The organism is Nocardia ignorata NBRC 108230, assembly GCF_001612905.1.
GTDB classification, from domain to species: domain Bacteria; phylum Actinomycetota; class Actinomycetes; order Mycobacteriales; family Mycobacteriaceae; genus Nocardia; species Nocardia ignorata.
Window position 1 is genome coordinate 43,525 of the sequence record NZ_BDBI01000028.1, and the last position, 23,924, is coordinate 67,448.

Sequence of the window (23,924 nt, forward strand, 5' to 3'; positions counted from 1 at the left end):
TAACCGGAACGGGCGGTCCGAAACAGGGTGCGACCCGGCGATCACGGGTCGTTTCCCGGCGGCGGTTCAGGGAACGCGCGAGCAGTGAGATGTGCACGGCGAGGACAGGTGGTCGGTGGATGACGGAAGTGACGATCGGTGTACTCGCCGACCCCGACCTGGCTACGCGGCTCGCCCGCTCGCTGCGCGACGACCTGCCGGACGAACTCGCCCGGGTCGTCGGCGAACAGGTCGAGTGGCGGGTGCTCGTCAACGACGATCCGTTCGAGGCGATGTATCCCGACAGCGTCCACCTGATCGACAAGGCCCGTGAATACGTCCGGGAAACCACCTGGGACCTGGCGTTGTGTGTTACCGACCTGCCATTGCGTGACGGACGGGCGGTGGTGGTCGCCGATATCGACCCGGCCCATCAGGTCGCCCTCATCTCGCTGCCCGCACTCGGTGGGATGCGGTTGCGGCGGCGGTTGCGTGAGCTCGCGGTGCGGATCGTCGAAGTTCTGCGCTCGCGACGCTCAGGTGCGCTTACCCGACCGGATGCGCGTGGGCTGCGAGTGGTGGAGCGGGGCGGCGAATTGCGGTTGGTGCGGGCCGTGCGGTTCGGCTCGCTGTTCCTGCTGGCGGGGATGGTGCGCGCGAACCGGCCGTGGCAGCTGGTCGTCGGGTTGTCCTCGGCGCTGGCCGGTGCGATGGCCGGAACGGCGTTCGGGGTGCTGTACTCCTCGATCTGGTTGCTGGCAACGGCGATGGGGCCGCTGCGGTTGACGGGAATCACGGTGTCGGCGCTGGTTGCCTTGTCGGCGTGGATCATTGCCGGGCACGGGCTGTGGGAGCGACGGATCGACGGCCGGGACGATCGGTATCTGGCGTTGCGCAACGCGGGAACCGTGAGCACCGTCGCCGTCGGCACGATCGTGTTCTTCCTCGCGCTGTACACGATCACCCTGGTGGCGGTGGCCGTCGTCATCCCGCCGGACTACCTGACCAGCACTCTCGGCCGCCCGTGTGGCCCCTCCGACTACCTGACGATCGCCCTGATGGCGACGGTACTCGGCACGGTGGCAGGCGCGGTCGGCTCGGGCCTCGAAGACGATGTGACCGTACGCAAAGCCACCTACGGCTACCGCGAACAAGAGCGTCGCCGGGTCGCCGAAGATCAGCGTCGAGCCCGAGAGCCGTAGGCGCACAGCATGACCGGGGCTGTTTCAGATCACGGGGCAGCTGACCGGGCGTCGGGGGCCACCGGATATCCTCGATACCGGTGGTGGTGAAGGGGCGCCCACCGGGACGGAGCGCTGCTGATGGGCGTCAGGACAGTGGCACGACGGCTGGTCGTCGCCGTTGCGGCGGTCGTCGTCATTGCGTCGTGTGCGAACGAGCAGGCGAGCGCACCGACCTCGCCGATCGCCTCTTCGACCGCGCCGAGCCGGTCCGAGGGCGTACCCGATCTCGGGGTGCCCGAGGTGGTCGCGCAGGGAATCGAGGTGCCGTGGGGACTGGCCTTCCTCCCCGACGGCACCGCATTGGTTGCCGAACGGGACTCCGGGCAAATTCTGCGGGTGGTACCGGGCCGCACTCCTGAGCCGTTCTTCGAGGTGCCGGGGGTGGTGGCGCGCGGGGAGGGCGGCCTGCTCGGTCTCGCCGTCCGCGACGACTACGTGTACGCCTACTTCACCGCGTCCGACGACAATCGCATCGTCCGATTCCGGCCGGGCGGACCGGTGGAGGTGGTGTTCAGCGGAATCGCCAAGGCGGGCAACCACAATGGCGGGCGCATCGCCTTCGGGCCCGACGGAATGCTGTACGTGGGCACCGGGGATGCCGGGCAGCCGTCGCGGTCGCAGGATCCCGGCAGTCCGAACGGCAAGATTCTGCGGCTGACAGCCGAGGGTGCGCCCGCGCCGGGAAATCCGACGCCCGGTTCACCGGTGCTGAGCACGGGTCACCGCAATGTGCAGGGCTTGGCCTGGGACCGGACCGGCACGCTGTACGCGGCGGAGTTCGGGCAGAACCGCCTCGACGAGATCAACCGCATCGAACCCGGCCGCGACTACGGGTGGCCCGACGTCGAAGGCGGGGGCGGCGCCGACCGGGGTTTCACCGATCCGCTGCTCACCTGGTCGACCGACGAGGCCTCACCATCGGGTATCGCCATCGCGGGCGACACCCTCTACGTCGCCGCCCTGCGCGGCGAAAGGCTCTGGACGGCAACCCTTTCCGGTGCAGACCTGACCGCGCCCCGCGACTACCTGCGCGACACCTACGGCCGCCTGCGCACAGTCGCGGTCGCCCCCGACGGCGCCCTCTGGCTCACCACCTCCAACACCGACGGCCGCGGCGACCTCCGCGACGGCGACGATCGGATCCTGCGCTTCCCGGCCCGCTGAGCGACCCATCGATATTTCGATGTCCGATATCGGCAAGCCTATTGGTCATCGGATGCGGCCCGGCCTACCTTCGGGTGGCGGAACCGTTCGACAGGCGGTCTCCCCACTGAGCCCGAAGGAGCTTCGATGGCTAAATTTCTGTTCGTGATGACCGGCGCGGATCACTGGACCCTGGCCGACGGCACCGAGCACCCCACCGGCTACTGGGCCGAGGAATTCGTGGCACCCTACGAGGCCTTCACGGGGGCGGGCCACCAGATCGTGGTCGCCACCCCGGGTGGTGTCGTACCACCCGTCGACACGGGCAGCCTCGAGGCGGAGGTCAACGGCGGCGCCGCCGGTGCACAGCGCGTCAGGGAGGTGATCGAGGGCGCGAAGGAGCTGCACGATCCGGTGCGGCTGGAAGATGTCGACCTGGCCGAATTCGATGCCGTCTATTATCCGGGCGGCCACGGCCCGATGGAAGACCTTGCGGTGAACAAGGATTCGGGCGCACTCCTCAACGCCGCCCTCTCCTCTGGCAAGCCCCTGGCGGTCGTCTGCCACGCACCCGCCGCGCTGCTGGCCACCACCGGCGACGCGGGCGTCTCGCCGTTCGCCGGGTACCGCCTCACCGGCTTCAGCAACGCCGAAGAATCCCAGGCCGGCCTCGCTGACAAGGCGAAATGGTTGCTCGAGGACCGCCTCGTCGCGCTCGGTGCCGACTACACCTCGGGCGAACCGTGGGCGCCGCACGTTGTCACCGACCGCAACCTGTTCACCGGTCAAAACCCCGCATCGTCGGCCCCGCTGGCCGCCGCGGTTCTCAAAGCTCTCGCCTGAAGCCGTTGCGGCCGTGGATTATTCGTCCACGGCCGTTCAGGCGCCGGCGGTGATGTCCCAGCGGGCCCGCGCCGACATCACCTCGGCGCCGTGCCCCGCCGATCAGCTCGGTGACTACCGGTACCGACCACTTGTCGCCGATCCGGTTCAGCACGTCGCGCACCTCGCACGCCGCGTGGCGCAGATCCGGTGCACACCGGTCGGCGACCAGCATCGTGCCACCGCCGGTCCGATCGAATTCGTCGTGTCGAAGCATGCGATTTTCCTGACCTCGGGCTATATCGCACCAGCTTGACGCCGCGAACAGCCCGGAACAACGACGATCTTCTCGCCGCAGCGGTAAGCCGGGCTTACCGATAGGAGGCTGCCTCGGCCGCTGTCGCGGCCTCGAGTACGAGTTCGGCGAACCGTTCCGGATGGATCAGAGGCAGATAGTGTCCGGCTCCGGCGACGACGATCAGGCGGCCGTCGCGGCACTGCCGCAGGAATCGGCGCTCCTGCACGCGGAAGTGATCGTGGCGGCCGTTGACCAGGGATATCGGCCCCGCATAGGAGCCGAGGGCGGCGAGCACGTCGAAGCCGCTCAGTTCCTCGACGACATCGGGGATGACCTCGGTCGCGATACCCGCGGTCTCGACGGCGCGGGCGACGGCCGGTGGAAGGACCCGGTCGAACACGCGTGAACTCGCCCGCTGGCCACCGTCGGGCTGTCGCGAAAGCACTCGATGCATCACAGCGAACGGTGTCATCAGAGTTCGCGTGGGCACGCACGTCGAACCCGCGACCACGAGCCCCGCCACCTTCGCCGGAGCCATTTCCGCAGTGGCGATACCGACGTACCCGCCCAGCGAATGTCCTACGACCAGGGCGCGGCCGCCGAGGGAATCTATTGCCCCGCCCCGGGCCCGCGAAAAGCCGAAACCATCTACCTCTGTGCTCTGGAGTTGCTGGCCCGGGACGGCTACGACGACCTGACGATGGAGGCGGTCGCCCGGCGGTCCGGTGTCAACAAGACGACGCTCTACCGCTGGTGGCCGTCGAAAGACGCGCTGCTCGCCGCGGCGCTGACTGTTGCCGCGCCCCTGCGCATTTCGATTCCCGACACCGGCACCTTCGAAGGCGACCTCACCGCGCTCGGGCTCGAGATCGGCCGTCTGCTGACCGCCGAGGACACCTCGCCCATCGTCACAGCGGTCCTGTCCGCGTCGGCTTCACGCCCCGAGCTCGCCTCGGTGGGGCATCGCTTCTTCAGCGATCGGCTCGAACGCGAGCAGGTGATCTTCGACCGCGCCGCCGCACGGGGTGAGATCCCGGCCGGACTAGATCCGGCGGTCGTCGTCGACCTGCTCGCAGGTTCGTTGTGGACGCATCTCGTGCTGCGCGGTGACGGGTTCAGCGAGTCGTATGTGCGCACGGTGGTTGGTGTCATCGTGCGCGGGACGAGCGCGCGTCCGGCGTGATGCGCTCGCTCATCGGCCGGTGCGCAGCCGCACGTGTGCGGTATCGCCCTCGGCCAGCTCTTCGGTCTGCAGGACCGGCTTCTTCATGGGCAGGATGTACGTGCCGCGCTTCTTGTCCGGGAACACCGATGTCGACCAGGTGGTCGCGCCGACAGAGACCGTGACCGGGACGGCGCCGAAACCGGGTCCGGTGCGGGGATGCCGGTCGGCGATATCGTCGGCGACCGGCTCTGGAACCGCGACGAAATGCCAGGTTGCGCCTGGTGCCTGCCAGACCTCGGCGGCGAATTCGTAGTCCCACGGCTTCATGCGCGCATGATAGCGCCGGGCACCGACAGATTCCGGTCGGCAACGGTGTTGTTGCGGGTTCGACTCGGTGTGGACCCGGGGAGGGTGGTGAGGTGGGAGCCGAGCGGCGGCGAAGTACTGTCTCGGGCGTTCATCAGCCCAGCAGGAACGACAGAGGAGACGAATGTTCACCCGATATCGTCTGACCGGAGCCGTTGTTCTCGCCACCGCGTCGATCGGGCTCGTCCCGTTCGCCGCACCGGGCATAGCCGCGCCACCCGGTGCGAACCAGGCGGAGCCGATCATCACCTGCACCCAGAGCGGCACCGTCACGTGGGCGGGCGACGGGCTGGGGGAGAAGCCGACCCGCGTCGAATGGTCGGCCACCACCGAGTTCGCCGACTGCGCGGGGTCCGCCGTCGACGAGGGTGGGCCGTACCCGGTGAGCATGGCGGAGCAGGGCACCGAGGTGGCCTCCTGCGAGGGGAAGGTGACCGTCCACGAGGGCACGGGCACCATCACCTGGTCCGACGGCAGCACGAGCACCACCAGCAGCAAAGCCGCGGGCAACCAGGCCAAGTCCAAAGGTGGTGGCCCGGCTACCTTCCCGATCACCATCGACTCCGGCACGCTCGCCGGGCACTCCGCTACCGACGACAACACCGTGACCACCGAACAAACCTGTCCCGGGGTCACCGAAGCGGCTCTGACCGGCACGTTCAGCGTGCACTGACACCGCGAGCGTCGCCGGAATCCCTCCGGCGACGCTCGTCCGGCATCAGTTCGGCCCGGCGACGATATCGGCCCACTCGCTCAACAGCTGCCATGCTGTCGCCACGTGTTCGAGGCGGGTCGCGCAGCCGCCGATCGCCACGCGAAGAGCGAACTGCCCGCGAACCATGGTGTGCGACAACAGGACCCGGCCCGTCGCGTTGACAGCGTCCAACAGGGCCCGGTTGACGTCGTCGGCGGCGCGCAGGCGGAAACAGATCACCGACAGCGGATGCGGCGCGAGCACGTCGAACCGGTCGTCGGCCTCGACCCATGCCGCGAACTGCTGCGCCGCCGACACGCTGTAGCGAATGTGCTCGCGCAAACCGGACGCTCCGTACCAGCGGATCACCGCCCACAACTTCAGTGCCCGGAACCGGCGGCCCACCGGCAGTTGCCAATCCCGGTAGTCCACCACCGCACCGGACTCCGTCGCGCTGTTGCGCAGGTATTCCGGCAGTACCGACAGCACGTCCGTCAGCGCCGAGCGGTCGGCGAGGTAGCAGGCGTCGAATTCCAGGGCGGTGAGCAACCATTTGTGCGGATTGGTCGCGTAGGAATCGGCGAAGTCCGCCACGCCGTCGTTGACCCAGCGCAGCTCCGGGCACATCGCGGCCACGCCCGCGTACGCCGCGTCCACGTGCAACCAGGCGTCGAATTCGCGACAGACCGGGCCGATGAGGGCGACCGGATCGATGGCGCCCGTGGATGTGGTGCCGATCGTCGCCATCACCAGGGCGGGTGTCCGGCCGGCCGCGGCGTCGTGTGCCATCGCCGTACGCAGCGCCGTCGGGTCCATCGACAGGTCCGCGCGGGTGTCGACGAAGCGGATGGCGCTGGAACCGAGACCCGTTATTCGCGTGGCCTTTTCGAAGCCGCAGTTCGCTTCGGCCGAGGTGTAGACGACGTAGCGGCCACGCTCGACGCCCGCGCGGGCGACCTGTCCGCGCGACGCCCGCTGCAGGGCGGCCAGCAGGGCGATCAGCATCGCGGTGCTCGCGCCGTCCTGCACCACACCGCCACCGCCGCCCGCGAAGGTGAAACGCTCGGGTAGCCCGATCAAACCGGCCAGCCAGTCGAGAACGAGCTGCTCCAGCTCGGTGCACGCCGGTGCGGTCTGCCAGAGCATGCCCTGCACGCCCAGACCGGAGATCAGCAGTTCGGCCAGCGCCGAGGGGCCCGACGCCCCGCTCGGGTAGTAGGCGAGGAAGCCGGGGTGCTGCCAGTGTGTCGAGCCGGGCACGACGATCCGATCCATATCGGCGAGCAGTGCCTCGAACGGTTCGCCGGTCTCGGGCGGCTCGGCAGGCAGTTGTGCGCGGACCTCACCGGGACCGACGCTCGACCGCACCGGCAGCGACTCCACCCGTTCCCAGTAGTCGGCCACCCAGTCCACCACGGCCCGGCCGTGCGCCCGGAATTGGGCAGCCGTCATATGCGGGGGAGCGGGTGCGAGGACATGCTGATGTGCTGGAGCAACGCGCGGGGTGGTCGCCACCGATCAGAGGGTAGAGGTCCGCCGCGCCGATCCACCGCGCTGCGAGGCGTGTCGGCGCGGCCGACGCGGCGCTGAAACGGGTTCTCGTCCGGAAACGCAGGGATCCGGTCCCGTTGAGCGGGTGAGTTGAGACACGAAAGTGGTTGTCGGGCAACGGGATTGCTACACTCCTGCCTGGTGGAGCGAGCGGCGGGGACCGCAGACCTCGACGCTCTCTCCACCTCCGATTGTGCTCCTCGGTCAGGACCTTTTCGAGTCGCTCCCGCCCCGTGCACGGGTCGATGGAACGCCGGTGTTTCGGTGGTTGCCGTCTGGGCAAGCGCACACCATGGCAACTGACGAGCAAAACGGCACCACACCGCCACCTGCGAGCGCGGCCGAGGACTTGGTCACCGTCGACATGTTGCGCGAGCTGCTCGGCGCCGACGATGCGCAAGCCTGCCTGGTTCTCGAAGGTGGACGGGTGCGGGTCGCTCCGGGATCAGAAGACCAGCAGAGCGGGATGGTCGTCGTCAGCCGGGCGGAGGTTGAGCGGCGGCTCGGCGCGAACCCGGACCCGACCGCACTGACCGAACAGGCGGCCCTGCTGGACAGCGAAGTCCGCTTGCTGGGCGCCTGATCGCTGTCGGCGACGTCGGGGATCTCGTCGTCGCCCACGCCGGCGCCCTGCGGATCGGCTCTCAGGCCCGGTACATGCCGTCGATCTCATCGGCGAATCGCTCGGCGACCACGTGCCGCTTCACCTTGAGCGTGGCGGTGAGTTCGCCCGACTCCTCGGTCAGGTCGCGGTCGAGGACGACGAACTTCTTGATGGATTCGGCATGGGAGACGGTGCTGTTGGTATCGTCGATCGCCTGCTGCACCTCGGCGAGCAGCGCCGAATCGGTACGGAGATCGGCGACGGTCGCCTCGGCCGGTCGATCGGCCGCTTCCTTCCATGCGGTGAACGTCTCCGGGTCGATGGTGATGAGCGCGGTGATGAACGAGCGGCCGTCGCCGACCACCACTGCCTGCGAGATCAGCGCGTGCGAACGGATGCGATCCTCCATCGGGCCGGGGGAGACGTTCTTGCCGCCCGCCGTGACGAGGAGGTCCTTCTTACGTCCGGTGATCGACAGGAACCCGTCGTCGTCGATGGCGCCGAGGTCGCCGGTGCGCAACCACCCGTCGGACAGCGCGGCGGCGGTAGCTTCCTCGCTGCGCCAGTACCCGGCGAACACGACGCCACCGAACACCTCGATCTCGCCGTCCTCGGCGATGCGAACAGCGTTGCCGCCCAACGGTTGTCCCACTGTGCCGATCTTCACCGCACCCGGCACGTTCACACAGTGCGCGGCGGTGGATTCGGTCAGGCCGTAGCCCTCGTACACCGGAACACCGACACCTCGGAAGAAATGCCCGAGCCGAGGCGTCAACGCGCCGCCGCCGGAAATGACGAACTCGCAATCACCACCCAGCGCGGCCCGCAGCGGGGTGTACACCAGCCGGTCGCACAGGGCGTACTCGGCACGCAGCAGCAGCGAGGGCGTGCGCGCGAATCCGCCGGTGTGGTCGAGGTTTTCACTCCACCGGACCGCGGTCTGTTCGGCGAACCGGAAGACGGCCGCCTTGATCCTGCCGCCGTCGCGTGCCTTCTTCTCGGCGCCGTCGCGCACCTTCTCGAACACTCGTGGCACGCCGAGGATCGTGTGCGGGCGGAAGCGGGTGAACTGACCGGTGATGGTCTTGAAATCCGCCCAGTGCGCCTGCGTCATCCCGGCCTCGAACGCGGCCAGCGACACCGCCCTGGCCAGCACATGCGCGAGCGGCAGGAAAGTGAGCATCCGCTGTCCCGGGCGGGCGACCTCACCGATACTCGCGGTCAGGATGCCGCGCACCTCCGACAGGAAGTTGCGATGGGTGAGCATGCAGCCTTTGGGACGACCGGTGGTGCCGGAGGTGTACACCAGCGAGGCGAGGCCGTCGGCGCGCAGGCCCTCGAGCCGTTCCCGCAGGCAGTCGTCGGAGCGGTCGGTGCCCTCGGCGATCAGCAGCGCCTCGGCGCCGTCGTCGATGACCAGGGACCGGCGCAGCGTTGCCGGTGCGTTCGCGAGCAGATCCTTGTGCCGGGCGGTCTCCACGATGGCGAGCGCCGCACCGGAATCCTCGAGGATCCACCGCACCTGTTCGGCGGAGGACGAGTCGTAGACGGGAACGGTTACCGCGCCGGCGGCCCAGATCGCGAAATCGAACAGCGTCCACTCGAAGCGTGTCGCCGACGCGAGTACCACCCGATCGCCCGCCTGAATGCCGTTGGCGATCAAGCCTTTCGCCACCGTGGACACCAGCCGCGCGAACTCGGCCGCGGTGACGTCGACCCAGCGGTCCCCGACGGGACGGGAGAACAGCACCCGCCGCGGGAACTGTTCGGCCTGGGTGTAGACCGAGCCGACGATGGTCTCGTCCTCGGCGATGGTGAACGTGGCCGGCGTGGTGAACTCACGCATGCTCGCCTCCAAGGGGCTGGTCGGGTCGCTGGAATCGCCGCAAGGCGTGCGCGAAGTCGGTGATGTCGTCGGCAGTCCAGTCGCTCATCCGCTCCTCGAGCAGCATGAGGTCGTGTTCGATCGCCGCTCGATGCGCGCGGCGGCCCGACGCGGTGAGCGTGAGCGGGTAGCCCGCACGGGAATTTCCCTCGCCCGCCGCCACCCAGCCCGCGTCGACGCAGGTCCGCAGCTGTCGTGACACCGTCGAGCGGTGCACGCCGAACGCTTCGGCCAGCTCGGTGGCACGACAGCCCGGATTCCGTTCGATGTAGGACAGCGCCGATCGCTGCGCGAACGACGGTATCCCCTCCGACGCGGGCCGCGCCGCGATGGCTTCGCGGACGATCTGCGTGAGCGCGTCGTGCACCGCGACGAGCTCGGGCGACCATCCACCCGACTGGTGTTGCATGACGCAACTATATCCCCGGCCGGGGCCTAGCTGTTCACTGCCCCGGTGTGGTGTTGCCTCGTTCGCCGACCAGGCGGCGGGTGAGCAGCTCCTTGCCCTCTTCGGCGCCCTTGCGGCTCTCGTGCTGGGCGCGCCGGAAGAATTCCGCGAGTTCGCTGTCGCCGGAGCTTTCGGCGTCGGCGCTGTACTGCTCCATCCGCAGTGCGTTGCTCAGGCAGGCCTCGACGAACCAGATGAGGTCGTAGTCTTTGTCTTTGGTTCCGGTGTAGCGACCGGTTTCGGTGGTGCTCATGATGTTCCTTTCCGCTCGTCGTCGTATCCCCCAGGGCGCAATACCCGGCTGCCTCGTGACGAATCGCGGGAACGCCGGCCGACGGAGCCGGGGATCAATGCCCGCGGTGGGTGGCGCGCCGGAGCAGTCGGAGTACTGCACGTTCGATGACTGCTCGGCGCTCGCTCTCGGCGGCGCGGGCGGCTCTGTCCAGCGCTCGGGAAATCGTGACGCCCTCGGCGTACGATTCGGCGACCCTCGGGTCGACATAGGAGGCGCGGGCGACGGCGGGGGTATTGCCCAGCGCGGCAGCGACTTCGGTGATCACGGCGCGTTCGGCCCGCTTGCGCGCACGCTCGGAGGTCGGGGGTTCGGCCTGCGCGAATCCCTCGGCGGCCAGCACGGTGGCCTGCCAGGTCCGGAGGTCCTTGACGGTGCAGTCCGTTTCGGTGAGTGCTTTGAAGCGGGCGTTGATGTCGTCGGCATGCAGTTCCCGGTAGCCGTTCTTGTCGCGGTAGACCAGTAGCCGGGGCGAATCCGCGCGGCTGCGCCGCAGGGAAGTGACAGCGCGGGCCAGATCGGCGTCGTGTATCCGGACGCGACGCCGCAGACCGCCCTTGGCGACATAGTCGAACAGCATCTGCTCGCCCTCGACGCGCACCTGTTCGCGCAGCAGCGTGGCGACGCCGCGGGTGCCGTTCTCCTCGGCGTACTCCTCACCGCCGACCCGGAACACTCCGAGGTCGATCAGCCCGATCGCCACGGCCTCCACCCGGTGCCGGTGCAGGCCGGAGCGGCGCACATCGGCGGTCAACCGGTCGCGCAGCGGGGGCAGGCGAGCGGCCAGATCGAGGACGCGATCGAACTTCTCCTCGTCGCGCTCCCGGCGCCACTGCTCGTGATACAGGTATTGGCGGCGGCCGGCGGCATCGACACCGATCGCCTGGATATGACCGTTGGCGTGCGGGCAGATCCACACCTTGCGCCATGCGGGCGGAATCACCAGGCCGTTGATCCGCTCGAGGAGTTCTTCGTCCGAGACGCGTTCGCCGTCAGTGCTCAGGTAGGAGAAACCACGACCCCGGGTGACTCGCCGGATCCCCGGGCCGTAGGGAGTGCTTCGCCGTAAGCGCACGAAACCTCCTTTTCGCTGCCGCCGATCGGGTCAGGACATGGATTTGTTCAGGATCGGCGCGTCGTGCCGGGATTCCACGCGGAATTCGAGGCCGAAGTTGTTCAGGGTGACCGGCAAGGGGGTCGACGGATCGAGACGTAAGGTCGAGGTCAGCTCGAACCGCGCCCCGCGCAGCATTTCCCCGAGCAGGGTACTGGTGACGAACAGCACCAGGTCCTGCCCGGGGCAGGCGGCTGGTCCGGCGCTGAACGGCACCAACTGCGGGTAGTCCTTCGCGCGGCCGTCCAACCAGATGTCGGGAACGAAATCATCGGCGAACGGAAGTAACCGCGGGTCACGGTGGAACGCGACGGCGGCGATCAGCAGCGCCGCACCGGCCTCGGTGGTGAAACGCTGCTCGTCGTCGCGCCAGGCGGTGTCCTCGGTGACGTCGCGCAGGATGAGCGGCGTCGTCGGCCACAGCCGCACCGATTCCAGGACACATGCCCGGAGGTAGGGGAGCGTCGCCGGAGTCGTGGCGTGCTGTGCCTCGGCGACGGCCGCGGCGCGCTGATCGGGATGGGTGGCCAGCAATGCCACCGCGCGACTCAGTGCCATCCCCGCCGCGTCGAAGGCGAACAGCCAATGCGGCACCTGGCCGACGGGATCCGTCGCACCGGACGCGGATACCTCGGTGAGCGCACCCAGGAGGCTGTCCTTCTCCGCTGATTCGGCATAGCGGTAGAGGCTCTCGGAGAACTCCTCGCCCGAGCGCCTGCGTTGTGGCACGAGAAATGACCAGTTGGCGGCCGAACGCAGCTGCCACAGCCGATCGGTGATGTCGTGGTCCTCGCGCGCTGAGGAGCCGAGGACCAGCCGACGGACCAGCCGCCACCAGGCGGTGGTGAACTGTGCGGCGTCCAGCGTGCCGGTCGACGAGGCCGCCGCCAGCATCCGGGCCGCTTCGTCGGCGATGACCTCGGCGAACGGGGTCGCCAGCCGGTGCAGCGGACGGCCGGTCTCGAGAGCGGCTTCGTTCACCGCCCGGCGCTCCTCGCGGATGGGGCCCTCCGAGATCAGGACACCGTGCGGCTGGAATTGGCGCAATGCGGCGCGCTTCTCCCGATTGGCCGGATCGAACGGCGACGGTGCTTGCGCCAGCACCCTGCCCACATCGGCGGGATCGGTGACCACGACCACCCGTCGGCCGGGCAGGGACAATTCCACCGGCCCCGAACCGAACTCGTCGCGCAGCGCATGCATCCGCCGGACGGCACGACCGTCCGCCTGCGTGCGTTCCAGTATTCCCATCATCCTGCGGCGACGGGCGATGACGCCTGCGGCGAATCCGGCGAACCCCAGGTCCGCCAGCGTCGCCGCCGCGCGGACACCTCCCAACCGATGACCCGGCATGTGACCTCCTGAGCAGCGGAATGCCGACGTCGGTGTGCCGGCACGCGAGCTACTTGCGGTCATTCCACGCGAAGGATCATCTAAACGACCCGCCCGGTTCCGCAGGGAACCGGCATCACGCCCGTGCGCCGAAGAACTCTGCTCGGGCGGCGTCGACACGTGCCTGCGCCTGGGCGGCGCCCTGGAAACTGACCGCGGCCGAACCGCCGCCGGCGAGCCCGAGCGCCAGCAGGCCGCCTATGACCGAGAGGAGGTTCGGGTCGGGCAGGAGGCCGGTGTCGCTGGTCGGTGTGACGTCGTGGGCGGGAACCGCCGGGCCGCCGCCGGGTGCGGGAGCGGCGGGCGGATCAGCCGCTCCACCGGGGGCCGGTGCGGAGGGTGAGTCACCGCCGGGACCTGCTCCGGCCGGTGGTGCGCCGCCACCGCCGGGCGCGCCGCCACCGGGTGCTCCACCACCGGGTGCGCCGCCGGATTCGCCCGCCTCCGGCTGGGGAGCCTCCGGCTGGGCGGGTGCGGGAGCGTCCGGGGCAGGGGCCGCAGGCGCGGACTGCGGGGCAGGGGCTTGCGGTTCCGGCGGATTCCCCGGGTTGTTGCCTTGGTTCCCGCCGCCGTTGCCTTGATTGCCGTTTCCGTTGCCGGGGTTCGGGTTGCCGTTGTTGCCCTGGTTCCCGCCCCCATTTCCCTGGTTCCCGCCCCCGTTTCCCTGGTTGCCGTTTCCGTTGCCGGGGTTCGGGTTGCCGTTGTTGCCTTGGTTCCCGCCCCCGTTTCCCTGGTTGCCGTTTCCGTTGCCGGGGTCCGAGTTGCCCTGGTTGCCGCCGCCGTTGCCTTCGTTGCCGTTGCCGCTTCCCGGGTCCGAGTTCCCGTTGCCTCCGCCGTTGCCTCCGCCGTTGCCTCCGCCGTTGCCATGGTCTCCCGGTTCGGCGGCGAACCGGATCGCGCCGCTGTCGGGGAGTCTCGAGGTGTCGGGCACGGCGGTAGGGTCGAGCATCGCTACGGCAACTCGGCCGCCCGGCGCAGGAGTGGGCTGGGCAGCCGCGAGCCCGCCGTAGCCGAGGAGCCCGAGGACACCCGTGGCCCCGGCTGCCACGGCGGTTCGTCTCATCCGACCGGCTGCCACTTGCCCTCCGTCCCGTCGCCGAAAGCCCACCACACACCATTGCGGTCGGATTCGGAGGGCCTGGCGTTACCCCGACCGTCGATCGGTCCCGAGCCGGCGATCGTCGACACCGCCCGAACGGCGTCGAACCATCGGCGCACTAGTAGGCGAAAGACAGCGGTTCGACGGGTTCGGCGCGGTGTCTGCCACCACCACTGCCGTCGTCGGGGCCCGAATCGTCGTGCTGCGACGTGGTCGAATCCGGCGCCGGGCCCACGACGGTGTACCGATGCATGAGGTAGTACCAGACCACCGCGAGCACACCGTAGAGCAGGGTGAACACGATCAATGAGAACAGCACGGTGCCCGGTGCGTGGTCCGAGACACCCTGGTCCACGGTCATGCGGATGGTGAGGTCGCCGGCGAGGTCGGGAACGACCACCCAGGGCTGGCGCCCCATCTCGGTGAACACCCAGCCCGCGCTGTTGGCCAGGAACGGCGTCGGGATGGCGAGCAGGCTCAGCCAGGCGAACCAACGCCGGTCGGGGGCGCGACCACCCCGGGTCACCCAGAATCCGGCGAGCAGCAGCACCATCGGGCCGGCGAGCAGGCCGACCATGGTGCGAAACGACCAGTAGGTGACGAACAGGTTCGGCCGGTAATTGCCCGGCCCGTATTGCTCGACATAGGAACGTTGCAGATCCTCGACGCCCTGCAGGGTCACGCCGGTGAACTGATCCTCGGCCAGGAAAGACAGCACATAGGGAACCTCGATCAGGTGCTCCACGCTGTCGCAGTTGTTGTGTGTGCCGACAGTGAGCACCGAGAACTTCGGGTCGGTCGCCGTGTGGCACAGCGATTCCGCCGAGGCCATCTTCATCGGCTGCTGATCGAACATGATCTTGCCCTGGATATCGCCCGTGAGTGCCACCACCACGATCGACGCCGCGACCACATACAGCGAACCGCGGGCGGCGGGACGCCAGAGCGTGGTGGCTTCGGACTGTTTCACCGGGTCACCGCTGCGCCCATTGCGCACCATGAACCATCCGCAGATACCGGCGACGAACACCGACGCGGTGAGGAGCGCGCCGGCGACCACGTGCGGGAACGCCGCCAGCGTCGTGTTGTTGGTGAGCAACGTCCAGATGCTGTCCAGTTCGGCCCGGCCGGTCTCGGGATTGAACCTGGCACCGACCGGATGCTGCATGAACGAGTTGGCCGCGATGATGAAGTACGCCGACGCGTTCACCCCGATGGCCACCAACCAGATCGTGGCCAGGTGAACGAGTTTGGGCAGCCGGGACCAGCCGAAGATCCACAGTCCGATGAAGGTCGATTCGAGGAAGAAGGCGACCAACGCTTCCAAAGCCAAAGGGGCGCCGAAGATATCGCCGACGAAACGGGAGTACTCGCTCCAGTTCATCCCGAACTGGAACTCCTGCACGATGCCGGTGGCCACGCCGATCGCGAAATTGATCAGGAACAATCTGCCGAAGAACTTGGTGAGCCGATACCATTTCTCGTCGCCGGTGACGACCCACGCGGTCTGCATTCCCGCGACGATCGGAGCGAGGCCGATGGTGAGCGGTACGAAGATGAAGTGATACACCGTGGTGATACCGAATTGCCACCTCGAGATATCGACGGTGCTCATCGCCAGCGTACTCATCGTCGGTCTCCTGCCGCCGTTATGAACTGTCGCCGAAGCAGACGCGTGTGCGCCGTTGTCGAGACGAGCGTCGAACGTGATGTTCTCGGCAGTTGCGGTTCAGGACCCGAGTGATACCGCTGCTTCGGAGGTTTCGACCAGGAAGGTGAAGGTTTCCTGGAAGTACAGCTGGACGGTGTCGGCGTCGTGGCTGAGGTAGCCGATGGAGAGGTCTTGGCCGATGGCGAGTTCGAAATCGCCGCCGCGGGTGGTGAGGGCGAAACCGCCGGTGATGGCGGGTGCCCAGATGATCTCGCTATCGATGAGGCGTTCGATGTGGGTGCGGATCGGGTGGCCGTGGTCGGAGGTTTCGCTGACCTTGGTGTAGAGGTCGGCGCTGAGCAGCACCGAATACGGTCCCTGGACACCGGCCAGGCGCAACTCGGTGAGGGCGTGGGAAATGGCGTCGGGGATGTCGACCACATTGCCGGGCAGGGCGACGGGGGAGTTGGAGGCGGCGGCGCGGATGCCGGTGATGCCGGCGGCGGCGTAGCCCTCGAAGATCGCGCGGTCTTCGGCGAAGGCGATCTTCTGGGCGGCGTCTTTGAGGTTGTCGAGGTCGGCATCGGGGGCGCCGCGTTCGATGTCGTCGAGTTCGGAGCGCTGCAACGTGAAGGGCACCCGGAGTTCCACGAGCGGCTGCACCACGCGCTGGTGTGCTTGTACACCGTCGTCGGGGGAGTCGATCGGGGTGAGCCTGCCCCGGTTGAGCGCCGAATAGGCCACACCTCGGGGGCCGGACACGTCGACGACCCGGCGTCCGGCGATATTGCGCTTGAAGGTGCGGGTGGCTTCTTCTTCGATTTGTGTCCAGGCCTCGTCGGTGATCGGCGCAAGTTCGCGATGCAGGTTGTTCATTCAGTTACTCCCTTTCATAGACCCGATGGAGAGCGAACCGTCCGAGACCGCCCGGGCTGCCTCGGCGGCAACGACCGGAGCGAACTCGGGAACATCGATATCGACGTTTTCGTCGGCGACGGATGAGGGTGCATCAGGTAGATCGCCGAGGAAATCGGCGGACGGAGCGAAGAACAGAGTGCCGGTGACAGCGGTCGAGAAGTCGAGAATACGGTCGTAGGGGGCTTCGTCGGTGCCGAGAAACATGCGCTCGAGCATCTTCTCCGGTACGGACGGTGTGGCGCAATAGGCGATGTAATACGTGCCGAGTCGGCCGTCTCCGACGGTGCCGAACGGCATATTCGCGCGCACGATATCGTGCTCCACTCCGTCGGCATCGACGATCGTGTTCATGGTGACATGGGAGCTGGGTGGCTTCACGTCGTCGGGCAGTTCGTAATCGCTGAGTTTGGTACGCCCGATGATGAGCTCCTGCTCCTCGATCGTCAGAGCATTCCATTCGTCGAGTGGGTGCAGGTATTTCTGCACCATCACGTAACTGCCACCGGCGAACGCCGGATCCTCGTCGCCGACGAGAACTGCCGCCTCGGCCGCGCCGCCCTCCGGATTCGCGGTGCCGTCGACGAATCCGAGCAGATCGCGCTGTTCGAAGTAGCGGAACCCCGATGTCTCGTCGACAACGGTCGCCGCGTCGCGCAGCCTGGTCCCGATCGCCATCGCCAATTCGTAACAGGTGCCCGTCATCTCGCTCCTGATGTGGAACAGCAGGTCGCCGGGGGTGGCGGGGCAGGAGTGCACCGGCCCGGCATAGCCGGGGAACTCGTGCAGCTCGGCGGGTTCGGGACCGGTGAACAACCGGCCCCACGCGCGGTGCCCGATGCCGACGACGCAGCTGAGGTTCTGATCCGGGGTGCGGAAACCGACCGACTTGCGTAGGTCGTCGACCTCGGCCAGGAGCTCGCGGACCGCCGCCTCACCGCCTTCATCGATGGTGGCGACGAGAAAGATCGCTGCCTGCGTGAGTGGAACGAGGACCCGCTGCGGCTCACCCATGGCGGTCAGCCTACGGCCCACCGATGTTGGGGATGTGCTTCATCGGTGCGTGTCAGGCAGTGTGTCCCGTTCGCCGGAATACGGCAGTATCTGCCCCATGTTCGCTCGTCATACCAGCCGATCAGTTCTGCTCGTACTCGGCGCGATCGCTGTGTTCTCCACGGGCACCGGCACGGCCGGTCCCGGCTGGGGGCCGCTCGCCGGGCCGAATCCGTTCCTCGGGCCGACCGGTACGGCGACCATGCACGGCGACGCGGGGTCGTCGGACGCGGTGCCGCACGCGGGACCCGGGCCCGGCGCGCGAGGTATCGGCGGGTACCCACTCGGGGCGGCCTGCCCGACCCTGCTGCAGGGCTCCGACGGACTCGTTGTGGCGCTGTGTACGGCGGTGGCCGATCGTGCGCCGGTACTGCATTTGATCGACCCGTCCGCCGGGGGAATTCCGGGTACCGGGTCGGTGATGTCCGGGTCGCTCGCACAGATGACTTTGGCCAAAGGCGGCCTGCTCGGCGGGGTGTACGCCTATCTCGACCACGCCGACCGGCTGGTCGTGGTCGACGGCAATCGCGCGCTCCTGCGGATCGCCCACGAACGCGGCGCCAGGGGATGGGAATTGCGCGTGGTGGAAGCCGTCGACCTGACCACGGCCATTCCGGCGGACGACGGTGTCACCGGCCTGGTGCCCGACTGGTCGGGCACGGTGTGGTTCGCGACGGAGAACGGCATCGTCGGGACAGTCACCGCGGAAGGTGTGATCGCCACGGTGACTCTGCCCGCCGAGGAGAAGGTGGCCAACAGCATCTCCTCCGCGCCGAGCGGCCGGGTGGCGGTCGCGACCACGCACGCGCTCTACGAATTCGGCACCGATGCTTCGGGCAAGCCGGTGCGGCTGTGGCGCGCGGCCTACGACCGGGGCCCGGCCCGCAAACCGGGGCAGCTGTCGTGGGGCACCGGGTCGACGCCGACGTACTTCGGACCGGATACCGGCGCCGACTATCTCACCGTCGTCGACAACGCCGCCGATCAGGTGAAGGTGCTCGTATTCCGTTCCGGCAGCGGCGAACTCGTCTGTTCTCGGCCGGTGCTCACCGAAGGCGGTGCGGGCAGCGAGAATTCGCCGATCGGCATCGGCGGCTCGGTCTTCGTGGCCTCCACCTACGGCTATCCGTACCCGGCGGTGCCGGACGGTGCGGGTCCGGCGCAACCCGAAACAGCGCCGTTCGCCGGCGGCATGACGCGCGTCGACGTGGACCGCGACGGCTGCCGAACAGTCTGGGAGAACACGGTGCGCAGTGCCGCGGTACCGCACATCTCGACAGCGGACGGGCTCGTCTACACGATCACCCGCGACGGCACACCGAACACGACACCCATCGACGGCTACTCCTTCACCGTCATCGATCCCGAGGACGGCGCAGTGGTGAGCCGAAACGAACTGCCACCCACCATGCTCGCCGACCCACTGCAAACCTCGCCGTTGATCCTGCGCAACGGCGAGGTACTTCAGGGAGTAACCACAGGCATCGTCCGAATCGGTCGCTGAATTTCCTCGATGACGGGGATTCAGGCCGAGCGGGTGATGGTGACCTTCACGTTTTTCATGATCGGCTGATCGCTCTGGGTGCTGATGTCGCCGATCGCGCACAAGACATTCAGTTCGGGCATATATCCGGCTGCGCAACCGCGGGGGATGTCGTAGGGGATGACCTTGTAGTTGTGGACCGACCGGGTGCTGCCGTCGCGGGCGATGCTGGTGATATCGACGTCGTCGAATTGCGACAGGCCGCGTTCGCGCATGTCGTCGTCGTTCATGAAAACGAGGGTGCGCAGATTCTTGATGCCGCGGTAGCGGTCGTTGTCGGAATAGATGGTGGTGTTCCACTGGTCGTGTGAACGCAGCGTCGCCAGGCGCAGAATGCCGGGTTCCTGGGTGAGGTCGGGCAGATCGGCGCAGGAGAACTCGGCTTTGCCCGATGGCGTGAGGAAGATCAGTTCCCGGGCCGGTTGCTTGATGCGGAAGCCGAGCGGCAAACGCACTCGCCGGTTGAAATCCTCGAATCCGTCGAGCACCTGCGACATGGTGTCGCGGATGCGGTCGTAGTCGGCGACGTAGTAGTCCCACGGTGTTTTGCTCTGTGGCAGTGCGGCTTTCGCGATTCCGGCGATGATGGCCGGTTCCGACAGCAGGTGCCGGGAGGCCGGCTTCTTCATGCCCTTGGACAGGTGGACCATCGCCATCGAGTCCTCGACCGAGGTCTGCTGTTCTCCGCCGCGCTGGATGTCCTTCTCCGTGCGGCCCAGGCACGGCAGGATCAGGGCTTCGGTGCCGTGCACGAGGTGGCTGCGGTTGAGTTTGGTGCTCACCTGGATGGTGAGGTCGCATTTGCGCAGGGCCTGGTAGGTGTAGGCGGTGTCGGGTGCGGCGAGCGCGAAATTGCCGCCCATCGCCATGAACACCTTCAGTTTTCCGGCCTGCATCGCCTCGATGGTGGCGACGACGTCGTAGCCGTCGGCACGCGGTGAGGTGATGCCGCAGGCCTCGTCGAGCCGATCGAGGAACCGCGCCGCCGGCTTGTTGGCGATGCCGCAGGTGCGGTTGCCCTGCACATTGCTGTGCCCGCGCACCGGTGACGGACCGGCACCCTCGCGCCCCAGATTGCCGCGCAACAGCAGCACGTTCACGATCTCGCGAACGGTGTCGACACCGTGCTCGTGCTGGGTCACCCCGAGGCACCAGCTGATGATGCTTCGATCGGCCTCGCAGTAGACGCGCGCGGCCTTACGGACATCGTCCTCGGTGAGCCCGGACTGTTCCTCGATCGTCGACCAGGGCGTGGCCTCGACGACGGCGCGGTATTCCTCGAAGCCGTGGGTGTGCCGCTCGATGAACTGGTGATCGAGCGCATTGGGATCGGATTCGGATTCCTCGAACACGGCCTTGGCGATGCCACGCATCAGGGCGAAGTCACCGCCGATGCGCGGCTGCAGGTTCAGTGTCGAGGTATCGGTCGTGCGGAACGTCGCCATCCGCAGGATCTCGTGCGGGATGATGGTGCGGGTCGCACCGGCTTCCACGAGCGGGTTGATGTGCACGATCTGCGCGCCGCGCCGGTCGGCCTCGGCGAGGGCGGTCAGCATGCGTGGTGCGTTGGAGGCGGCGTTCACGCCGAGGATGAACAGCGCATCGGTGGTTTCCCAGTCCTCGAGGTCGCAGGTGCCCTTACCGGTCCCGAGCGCGGCCTGCAGCGCTCGTCCACTCGCCTCGTGGCACATGTTCGAGCAGTCGGGCAGATTGTTGGTGCCGAGCTCCCGGGCCATCAGCTGATAGAGGAAGGTCGCCTCGTTGCCGAGCCGGCCCGATGTGTAATAGGCCGCCAGATTCGGGTCGTCGAGTTCGCGTAGGGCCTTGCCCGCCATTTCGAACGCGTCGTCCCAGCTGATCGGGACGTAATGGTCGGTGACCGGGTCGTAGCGCATCGGCTCGGTGAGCCTGCCCTGATTCTCGAGGTCGTGGTCGCTCCAGGTGGACAGTTCCGCCACCGAATGCTCGGCGAAGAAGTCCCGCGTCACCCGTTTGTGCGTCATCTCCCACGTGACGTGTTTGATGCCGTTCTCGCAGATGTCGAGATGAATGCCCTTGATCGAATCGGGCCACGCGCATCCCGGGCAGTCGAAACCACCGTTCTCGTGATTCATCTTCATGATGGCGCGGGTGCCGAGCAGCGGCTCTTTCTCCTGGCCGATCATGAATTCGGTGACCGCCTTGGCGGCGCCCCAACCGGCGGCCGGATGATGGTACGGCTTGAATTCCGGGGTCGCCGCGCGGTCGCGAGCACCGCTCGGGCCGTCGTCGGGGTCGAACTCTCCAAACGCATCGGTCATGACAGTCCCTTCGACGATTTCGAAGCCGGTCTTCCCGTCCGCCGGAATTCTCTCCCCGGAGAGCCACGATTCGAGGTAGGCGGGCCGTCACCATCGTCGCCGTCGCGGGCGGCCATGGCCAAGAACCACTTCCGACTGCTCGATAGGTGTGGCTTATCGCTGCCGCGTACGCCGCAAATTCGTCCGAACTACCCGATTTCGGCCTGTTGACGTCTCGCGAACGATTCATGCACCGTGGTTCATCGGCCCCACGGGCATGCCCGCGACCGACCCTCGGAGGAATCTTGCGCACCATGCTGAACCAGGCGCGCCCGGTATTTCGGCGATTCGTCACCGAGATCGATCATCTGCCCGCCGCCCGCGTCTTCGTCGGCTTGGCGATCCCCGGTCTGATGCTCGTCGCCGCCGGACGCACCGACCTACTCATCTACGCGGTGTTCGGTTCCTTCACCGGCATGTACGGGTTCGCCGAAGCACCGAGGCAACGACTCGCCCACCAGTGTGAGGCCGCCGTGATGCTGGTCGGCGCGGTGGGGGCGGGCATTCTGCTCGGTCGGCTGCACGCTCCGCCCGCAGTGCTGGTCGCGGCCGTCGCCGTGTTCGCCGCGGCGGCGTCACCGGTCACCGACCGGCTCGGGTTGCGGCCGGAGGGCCCGTTCTTCGGGATCTTCGCTTTCGGCGCGATCGCGATGGTGGCCGACAACCAGCGTCATCCGGTCGCTGCGCTGTTGGTCTGCGCCGGCACCGCGATCCTGTGCGTCGCCGTCGGATACCTGGAATCCGCTCGCAGGGTGCGGCGCGGTACGGCCACCGACGTGCCGAGCCGATGTCCACCACACCGCCGGGGCATCGACTCGACAATCCAGGCAGGCCGCTACGCACTGGCGATCGCACTGTCCGGCGGCATCGGTCTGCTGCTAGATGTCGCGCACGCCAACTGGGCCATGGCCGGCGCGGCCGTGCCGTTGGCGGCGGCGACCTCGCGCGACCGGCTGACCCGGGGGATGCACCGGGTGATCGGCACCTTCCTCGGCCTGCTCGTGGCGACACCGTTGCTGATCCCGGGACAACCGAGCCCGGCGGTGCTCGGGCTCGCGATCATCGCGCTGCTGTATCCGACCGAGCTGTTCATGGCGCACCACTACGCGCTGGCGCTCGGCTTCTTCACGCCGCTGATCATGGCGATGACCGAGCTCGCCGACCCGACCGACCCGTTCACCATGCTCACCGAGCGCGGGCTCGACACGGTGATCGGCGTGGCCGTCGGATCAGCTGTCGCATTGCTGATCCGAGACCCGGCCCCGCATACTGTCGTCATGGGACCGTACCCGGACAAGGCGCCCGCCGAGCACGCGCGCGAGATCGCCCGGGCACGCCATCCGGTGGCCGCCGCCCGAGACGGCAACTAGGCAGACGTGCTCTTTCGTCAGCTCGAGTACTTCGTGGCGCTCGCCAGGGAACGTCACTTCGCCCGTGCGGCCAAATCCTGCTACGTATCCCAACCGGCGCTGTCCGAAGCGCTGCGCAAACTCGAGCACGAGCTCGGCGTGCCGCTGGTCCGGCGGGGACATACATTCGAGGGGCTCACACCGGAAGGGGAGCGGCTGGTCCTGTGGGCCCGGCGGATCCTGGCCGACCGCGACGCGCTCGAACACGAAGTCGCCGCGCTGCAAACCGGTTTGACCGGTGAACTGCGGATCGGCGTGATTCCGGCGGCATCGAGCACGGTCGCCCTGCTCACCGACCCGTTCTGCGTCGAACATCCGCTGGTTCGGGTGCGGCTGGAAACCAAACTGCGCTCACTCGACATCGTCGAGCGCATCCGCCGGTACGAACTCGACGCGGGCATCATCTACGCGCAAGGGGTCGATACCAGCGGGCTCACCCGCACCCCGCTCTACACCGAACGGCACGTGCTGCTCGCAGGCACCGAACTCCTGGCGGGACGCACCGGAACGATCACCTGGGCCGAGGCGCTGGAAATGCCGATGTGCCTGCTGCACAGGGAATTGCGGGGACGGCAGCTCCTCGACGAAGCACTCGCCGGGCGCGGACTGCGCGCTACGCCGCAGATCGAGACCGATTCCGTGATCGCGTTGCTCGCGCATGTGAGCACCGGTCGCTGGGCGTGTGTCGTGCCGCAGCCCTGGCTGCGCACCTTGCCCACGCCAGCCGGAGTTCGGGTACTCACTCTCGACGACCCGGTGGTCTCCGCCGAGATCGTGCTGGTCGCGGCGGCGGGGGAGCCCGGCTCGGTACTGGCCAAGGCGCTGATCACGACCGCTGGGGGCGCCGACCTGGACGCCGTGCTCGGCGAGCCGGCACCGGGCTGACCGACGATCACGCGATCGTCGAGGACCGTTGGG

The 23,924-nt window shown here is 67.9% G+C and carries 22 protein-coding genes and 1 pseudogene; 10 read left to right on the forward strand and 13 right to left on the reverse strand.

What is annotated here, in order from left to right; all coding sequences use genetic code 11:
- The first annotated feature begins 119 nt into the window (after window positions 1–119).
- The 4 genes from NI2_RS22990 (at window position 120) to NI2_RS23005 (ending at window position 3,504) form a co-directional block, all read left to right on the forward strand.
- On the forward strand, window positions 120–1,181 hold the full coding sequence (locus NI2_RS22990; protein WP_084476654.1) for a hypothetical protein: 1,062 nt from the start codon (window positions 120–122) through the stop codon (window positions 1,179–1,181).
- Window positions 1,182–1,301: 120 nt separating this feature from the next.
- Window positions 1,302–2,387 (forward strand): PQQ-dependent sugar dehydrogenase, encoded by a 1,086-nt coding sequence (locus NI2_RS22995; RefSeq protein ID WP_067494037.1) that lies wholly within the window; start codon window positions 1,302–1,304, stop codon window positions 2,385–2,387.
- Window positions 2,388–2,513: 126 nt separating this feature from the next.
- The gene (locus tag NI2_RS23000; RefSeq protein WP_067494040.1) at window positions 2,514–3,209 is read left to right on the forward strand and encodes a type 1 glutamine amidotransferase domain-containing protein; all 696 of its coding nucleotides are present in this window, start codon (window positions 2,514–2,516) and stop codon (window positions 3,207–3,209) included.
- A 49-nt stretch (window positions 3,210–3,258) separates the two neighbouring features.
- Window positions 3,259–3,504, forward strand: coding sequence for a hypothetical protein (locus NI2_RS23005; protein WP_157104677.1), 246 nt, complete (start codon window positions 3,259–3,261; stop codon window positions 3,502–3,504).
- 55 nt (window positions 3,505–3,559) lie between these two features.
- Here NI2_RS23005 and NI2_RS23010 read toward each other — a convergent pair.
- Window positions 3,560–4,120 (reverse strand): annotated as a pseudogene (locus NI2_RS23010) (alpha/beta fold hydrolase); the annotation flags it as partial.
- Between NI2_RS23010 and NI2_RS23015 the strand changes: the two are divergent.
- The gene (locus NI2_RS23015) at window positions 4,061–4,669 is read left to right on the forward strand and encodes a TetR/AcrR family transcriptional regulator (RefSeq protein WP_067494053.1); all 609 of its coding nucleotides are present in this window, start codon (window positions 4,061–4,063) and stop codon (window positions 4,667–4,669) included. The pseudogene NI2_RS23010 and the gene NI2_RS23015 overlap by 60 nt on opposite strands.
- A gap of 9 nt (window positions 4,670–4,678) precedes the next feature.
- On the opposite strand, the gene NI2_RS23020 is transcribed toward NI2_RS23015, so the two are convergent.
- The gene (locus NI2_RS23020) at window positions 4,679–4,978 is read right to left on the reverse strand and encodes a DUF1905 domain-containing protein (RefSeq protein WP_067494059.1); all 300 of its coding nucleotides are present in this window, start codon (window positions 4,976–4,978) and stop codon (window positions 4,679–4,681) included.
- A gap of 163 nt (window positions 4,979–5,141) precedes the next feature.
- On the opposite strand from NI2_RS23020, the gene NI2_RS23025 reads away from it, so the two are divergent.
- Window positions 5,142–5,690, forward strand: coding sequence for a hypothetical protein (locus NI2_RS23025; protein ID WP_067494062.1), 549 nt, complete (start codon window positions 5,142–5,144; stop codon window positions 5,688–5,690).
- A 45-nt stretch (window positions 5,691–5,735) separates the two neighbouring features.
- Here the strand turns inward: NI2_RS23025 and NI2_RS23030 are convergent, their stop codons facing one another.
- Window positions 5,736–7,226 carry an aminotransferase class V-fold PLP-dependent enzyme gene (locus tag NI2_RS23030; protein ID WP_208115412.1) on the reverse strand — a complete coding sequence of 497 codons (1,491 nt, stop codon included), beginning with the start codon at window positions 7,224–7,226 and terminating at the stop codon, window positions 5,736–5,738.
- A 328-nt stretch (window positions 7,227–7,554) separates the two neighbouring features.
- Here NI2_RS23030 and NI2_RS23035 point away from each other — a divergent pair, with 328 nt between their 5' ends.
- Entirely contained in the window at window positions 7,555–7,845 is a 291-nt protein-coding gene (locus NI2_RS23035) for a hypothetical protein (protein WP_067494068.1), read from the forward strand.
- A 61-nt stretch (window positions 7,846–7,906) separates the two neighbouring features.
- Here NI2_RS23035 and NI2_RS23040 read toward each other — a convergent pair whose 3' ends face one another.
- The 9 genes from NI2_RS23040 to NI2_RS23080 all read right to left on the reverse strand — a co-directional run bounded on the left by NI2_RS23040 (window position 7,907) and on the right by NI2_RS23080 (window position 17,676).
- A complete protein-coding gene (locus NI2_RS23040) occupies window positions 7,907–9,712 on the reverse strand; it encodes an AMP-dependent synthetase/ligase (RefSeq protein WP_067494071.1) in 1,806 nt (601 codons plus the stop codon).
- Window positions 9,705–10,160, reverse strand: coding sequence for a MarR family winged helix-turn-helix transcriptional regulator (locus NI2_RS23045; RefSeq protein ID WP_067494074.1), 456 nt, complete (start codon window positions 10,158–10,160; stop codon window positions 9,705–9,707). The genes NI2_RS23040 and NI2_RS23045 overlap by 8 nt, the downstream gene beginning before the upstream one ends.
- Window positions 10,161–10,194: 34 nt before the next feature.
- Window positions 10,195–10,452, reverse strand: coding sequence for a hypothetical protein (locus NI2_RS23050; RefSeq protein WP_067494077.1), 258 nt, complete (start codon window positions 10,450–10,452; stop codon window positions 10,195–10,197).
- Window positions 10,453–10,546: 94 nt separating this feature from the next.
- Window positions 10,547–11,566: a DNA topoisomerase IB gene (locus NI2_RS23055; RefSeq protein ID WP_067494080.1), complete on the reverse strand. Its 1,020-nt coding sequence runs from the start codon at window positions 11,564–11,566 to the stop codon at window positions 10,547–10,549.
- Window positions 11,567–11,596: 30 nt separating this feature from the next.
- A complete protein-coding gene (locus tag NI2_RS23060; protein ID WP_067494085.1) occupies window positions 11,597–12,958 on the reverse strand; it encodes a cytochrome P450 in 1,362 nt (453 codons plus the stop codon).
- Window positions 12,959–13,073: 115 nt separating this feature from the next.
- Window positions 13,074–14,060 carry a hypothetical protein gene (locus NI2_RS23065; protein WP_167355150.1) on the reverse strand — a complete coding sequence of 329 codons (987 nt, stop codon included), beginning with the start codon at window positions 14,058–14,060 and terminating at the stop codon, window positions 13,074–13,076.
- Window positions 14,061–14,214: 154 nt separating this feature from the next.
- A complete protein-coding gene (locus tag NI2_RS23070; protein ID WP_067494091.1) occupies window positions 14,215–15,711 on the reverse strand; it encodes a cytochrome ubiquinol oxidase subunit I in 1,497 nt (498 codons plus the stop codon).
- A 114-nt stretch (window positions 15,712–15,825) separates the two neighbouring features.
- Entirely contained in the window at window positions 15,826–16,623 is a 798-nt protein-coding gene (locus tag NI2_RS23075; RefSeq protein WP_067494094.1) for a family 1 encapsulin nanocompartment shell protein, read from the reverse strand.
- Complete coding sequence (locus tag NI2_RS23080) at window positions 16,624–17,676, reverse strand: Dyp-type peroxidase (RefSeq protein ID WP_067494096.1); 1,053 nt, start codon at window positions 17,674–17,676, stop codon at window positions 16,624–16,626.
- A gap of 97 nt (window positions 17,677–17,773) precedes the next feature.
- On the opposite strand from NI2_RS23080, the gene NI2_RS23085 reads away from it, so the two are divergent.
- Window positions 17,774–19,219, forward strand: a complete 1,446-nt coding sequence (locus NI2_RS23085; protein ID WP_067494099.1) for a hypothetical protein — start codon at window positions 17,774–17,776, stop codon at window positions 19,217–19,219.
- Window positions 19,220–19,239: 20 nt separating this feature from the next.
- Here NI2_RS23085 and NI2_RS23090 read toward each other — a convergent pair whose 3' ends face one another.
- Window positions 19,240–21,558 (reverse strand): FdhF/YdeP family oxidoreductase, encoded by a 2,319-nt coding sequence (locus NI2_RS23090; protein ID WP_067494101.1) that lies wholly within the window; start codon window positions 21,556–21,558, stop codon window positions 19,240–19,242.
- Between the two features lie 293 nt (window positions 21,559–21,851).
- On the opposite strand from NI2_RS23090, the gene NI2_RS23095 reads away from it, so the two are divergent.
- Window positions 21,852–22,967 carry an FUSC family protein gene (locus tag NI2_RS23095; RefSeq protein WP_067494104.1) on the forward strand — a complete coding sequence of 372 codons (1,116 nt, stop codon included), beginning with the start codon at window positions 21,852–21,854 and terminating at the stop codon, window positions 22,965–22,967.
- A gap of 6 nt (window positions 22,968–22,973) precedes the next feature.
- Window positions 22,974–23,891, forward strand: a complete 918-nt coding sequence (locus NI2_RS23100) for a LysR family transcriptional regulator (RefSeq protein ID WP_067494106.1) — start codon at window positions 22,974–22,976, stop codon at window positions 23,889–23,891.
- Window positions 23,892–23,924 lie beyond the last annotated feature (33 nt).

Excerpts from the sequence above, each read along its gene's own strand:
- NI2_RS23015 (WP_067494053.1), top strand. The coding sequence starts at position 4,061 with ATGTCCTACGACCAGGGCGCGGCCGCCGAGGGAATCTATTGCCCCGCC.
- NI2_RS23020 (WP_067494059.1), bottom strand. The coding sequence starts at position 4,978 with ATGAAGCCGTGGGACTACGAATTCGCCGCCGAGGTCTGGCAGGCACCA.
- NI2_RS23085 (WP_067494099.1), top strand. The coding sequence starts at position 17,774 with ATGTTCGCTCGTCATACCAGCCGATCAGTTCTGCTCGTACTCGGCGCG.
- NI2_RS22995 (WP_067494037.1), top strand. The coding sequence starts at position 1,302 with ATGGGCGTCAGGACAGTGGCACGACGGCTGGTCGTCGCCGTTGCGGCG.
- NI2_RS23070 (WP_067494091.1), bottom strand. The coding sequence starts at position 15,711 with ATGAGCACCGTCGATATCTCGAGGTGGCAATTCGGTATCACCACGGTG.
- NI2_RS23080 (WP_067494096.1), bottom strand. The coding sequence starts at position 17,676 with ATGGGTGAGCCGCAGCGGGTCCTCGTTCCACTCACGCAGGCAGCGATC.
- NI2_RS23040 (WP_067494071.1), bottom strand. The coding sequence starts at position 9,712 with ATGCGTGAGTTCACCACGCCGGCCACGTTCACCATCGCCGAGGACGAG.
- NI2_RS23065 (WP_167355150.1), bottom strand. The coding sequence starts at position 14,060 with ATGAGACGAACCGCCGTGGCAGCCGGGGCCACGGGTGTCCTCGGGCTC.
- NI2_RS23000 (WP_067494040.1), top strand. The coding sequence starts at position 2,514 with ATGGCTAAATTTCTGTTCGTGATGACCGGCGCGGATCACTGGACCCTG.
- NI2_RS23095 (WP_067494104.1), top strand. The coding sequence starts at position 21,852 with ATGCTGAACCAGGCGCGCCCGGTATTTCGGCGATTCGTCACCGAGATC.
- NI2_RS23025 (WP_067494062.1), top strand. The coding sequence starts at position 5,142 with ATGTTCACCCGATATCGTCTGACCGGAGCCGTTGTTCTCGCCACCGCG.
- NI2_RS23090 (WP_067494101.1), bottom strand. The coding sequence starts at position 21,558 with ATGACCGATGCGTTTGGAGAGTTCGACCCCGACGACGGCCCGAGCGGT.
- NI2_RS23060 (WP_067494085.1), bottom strand. The coding sequence starts at position 12,958 with ATGCCGGGTCATCGGTTGGGAGGTGTCCGCGCGGCGGCGACGCTGGCG.
- NI2_RS22990 (WP_084476654.1), top strand. The coding sequence starts at position 120 with ATGACGGAAGTGACGATCGGTGTACTCGCCGACCCCGACCTGGCTACG.
- NI2_RS23075 (WP_067494094.1), bottom strand. The coding sequence starts at position 16,623 with ATGAACAACCTGCATCGCGAACTTGCGCCGATCACCGACGAGGCCTGG.
- NI2_RS23035 (WP_067494068.1), top strand. The coding sequence starts at position 7,555 with ATGGCAACTGACGAGCAAAACGGCACCACACCGCCACCTGCGAGCGCG.
- NI2_RS23050 (WP_067494077.1), bottom strand. The coding sequence starts at position 10,452 with ATGAGCACCACCGAAACCGGTCGCTACACCGGAACCAAAGACAAAGAC.
- NI2_RS23045 (WP_067494074.1), bottom strand. The coding sequence starts at position 10,160 with ATGCAACACCAGTCGGGTGGATGGTCGCCCGAGCTCGTCGCGGTGCAC.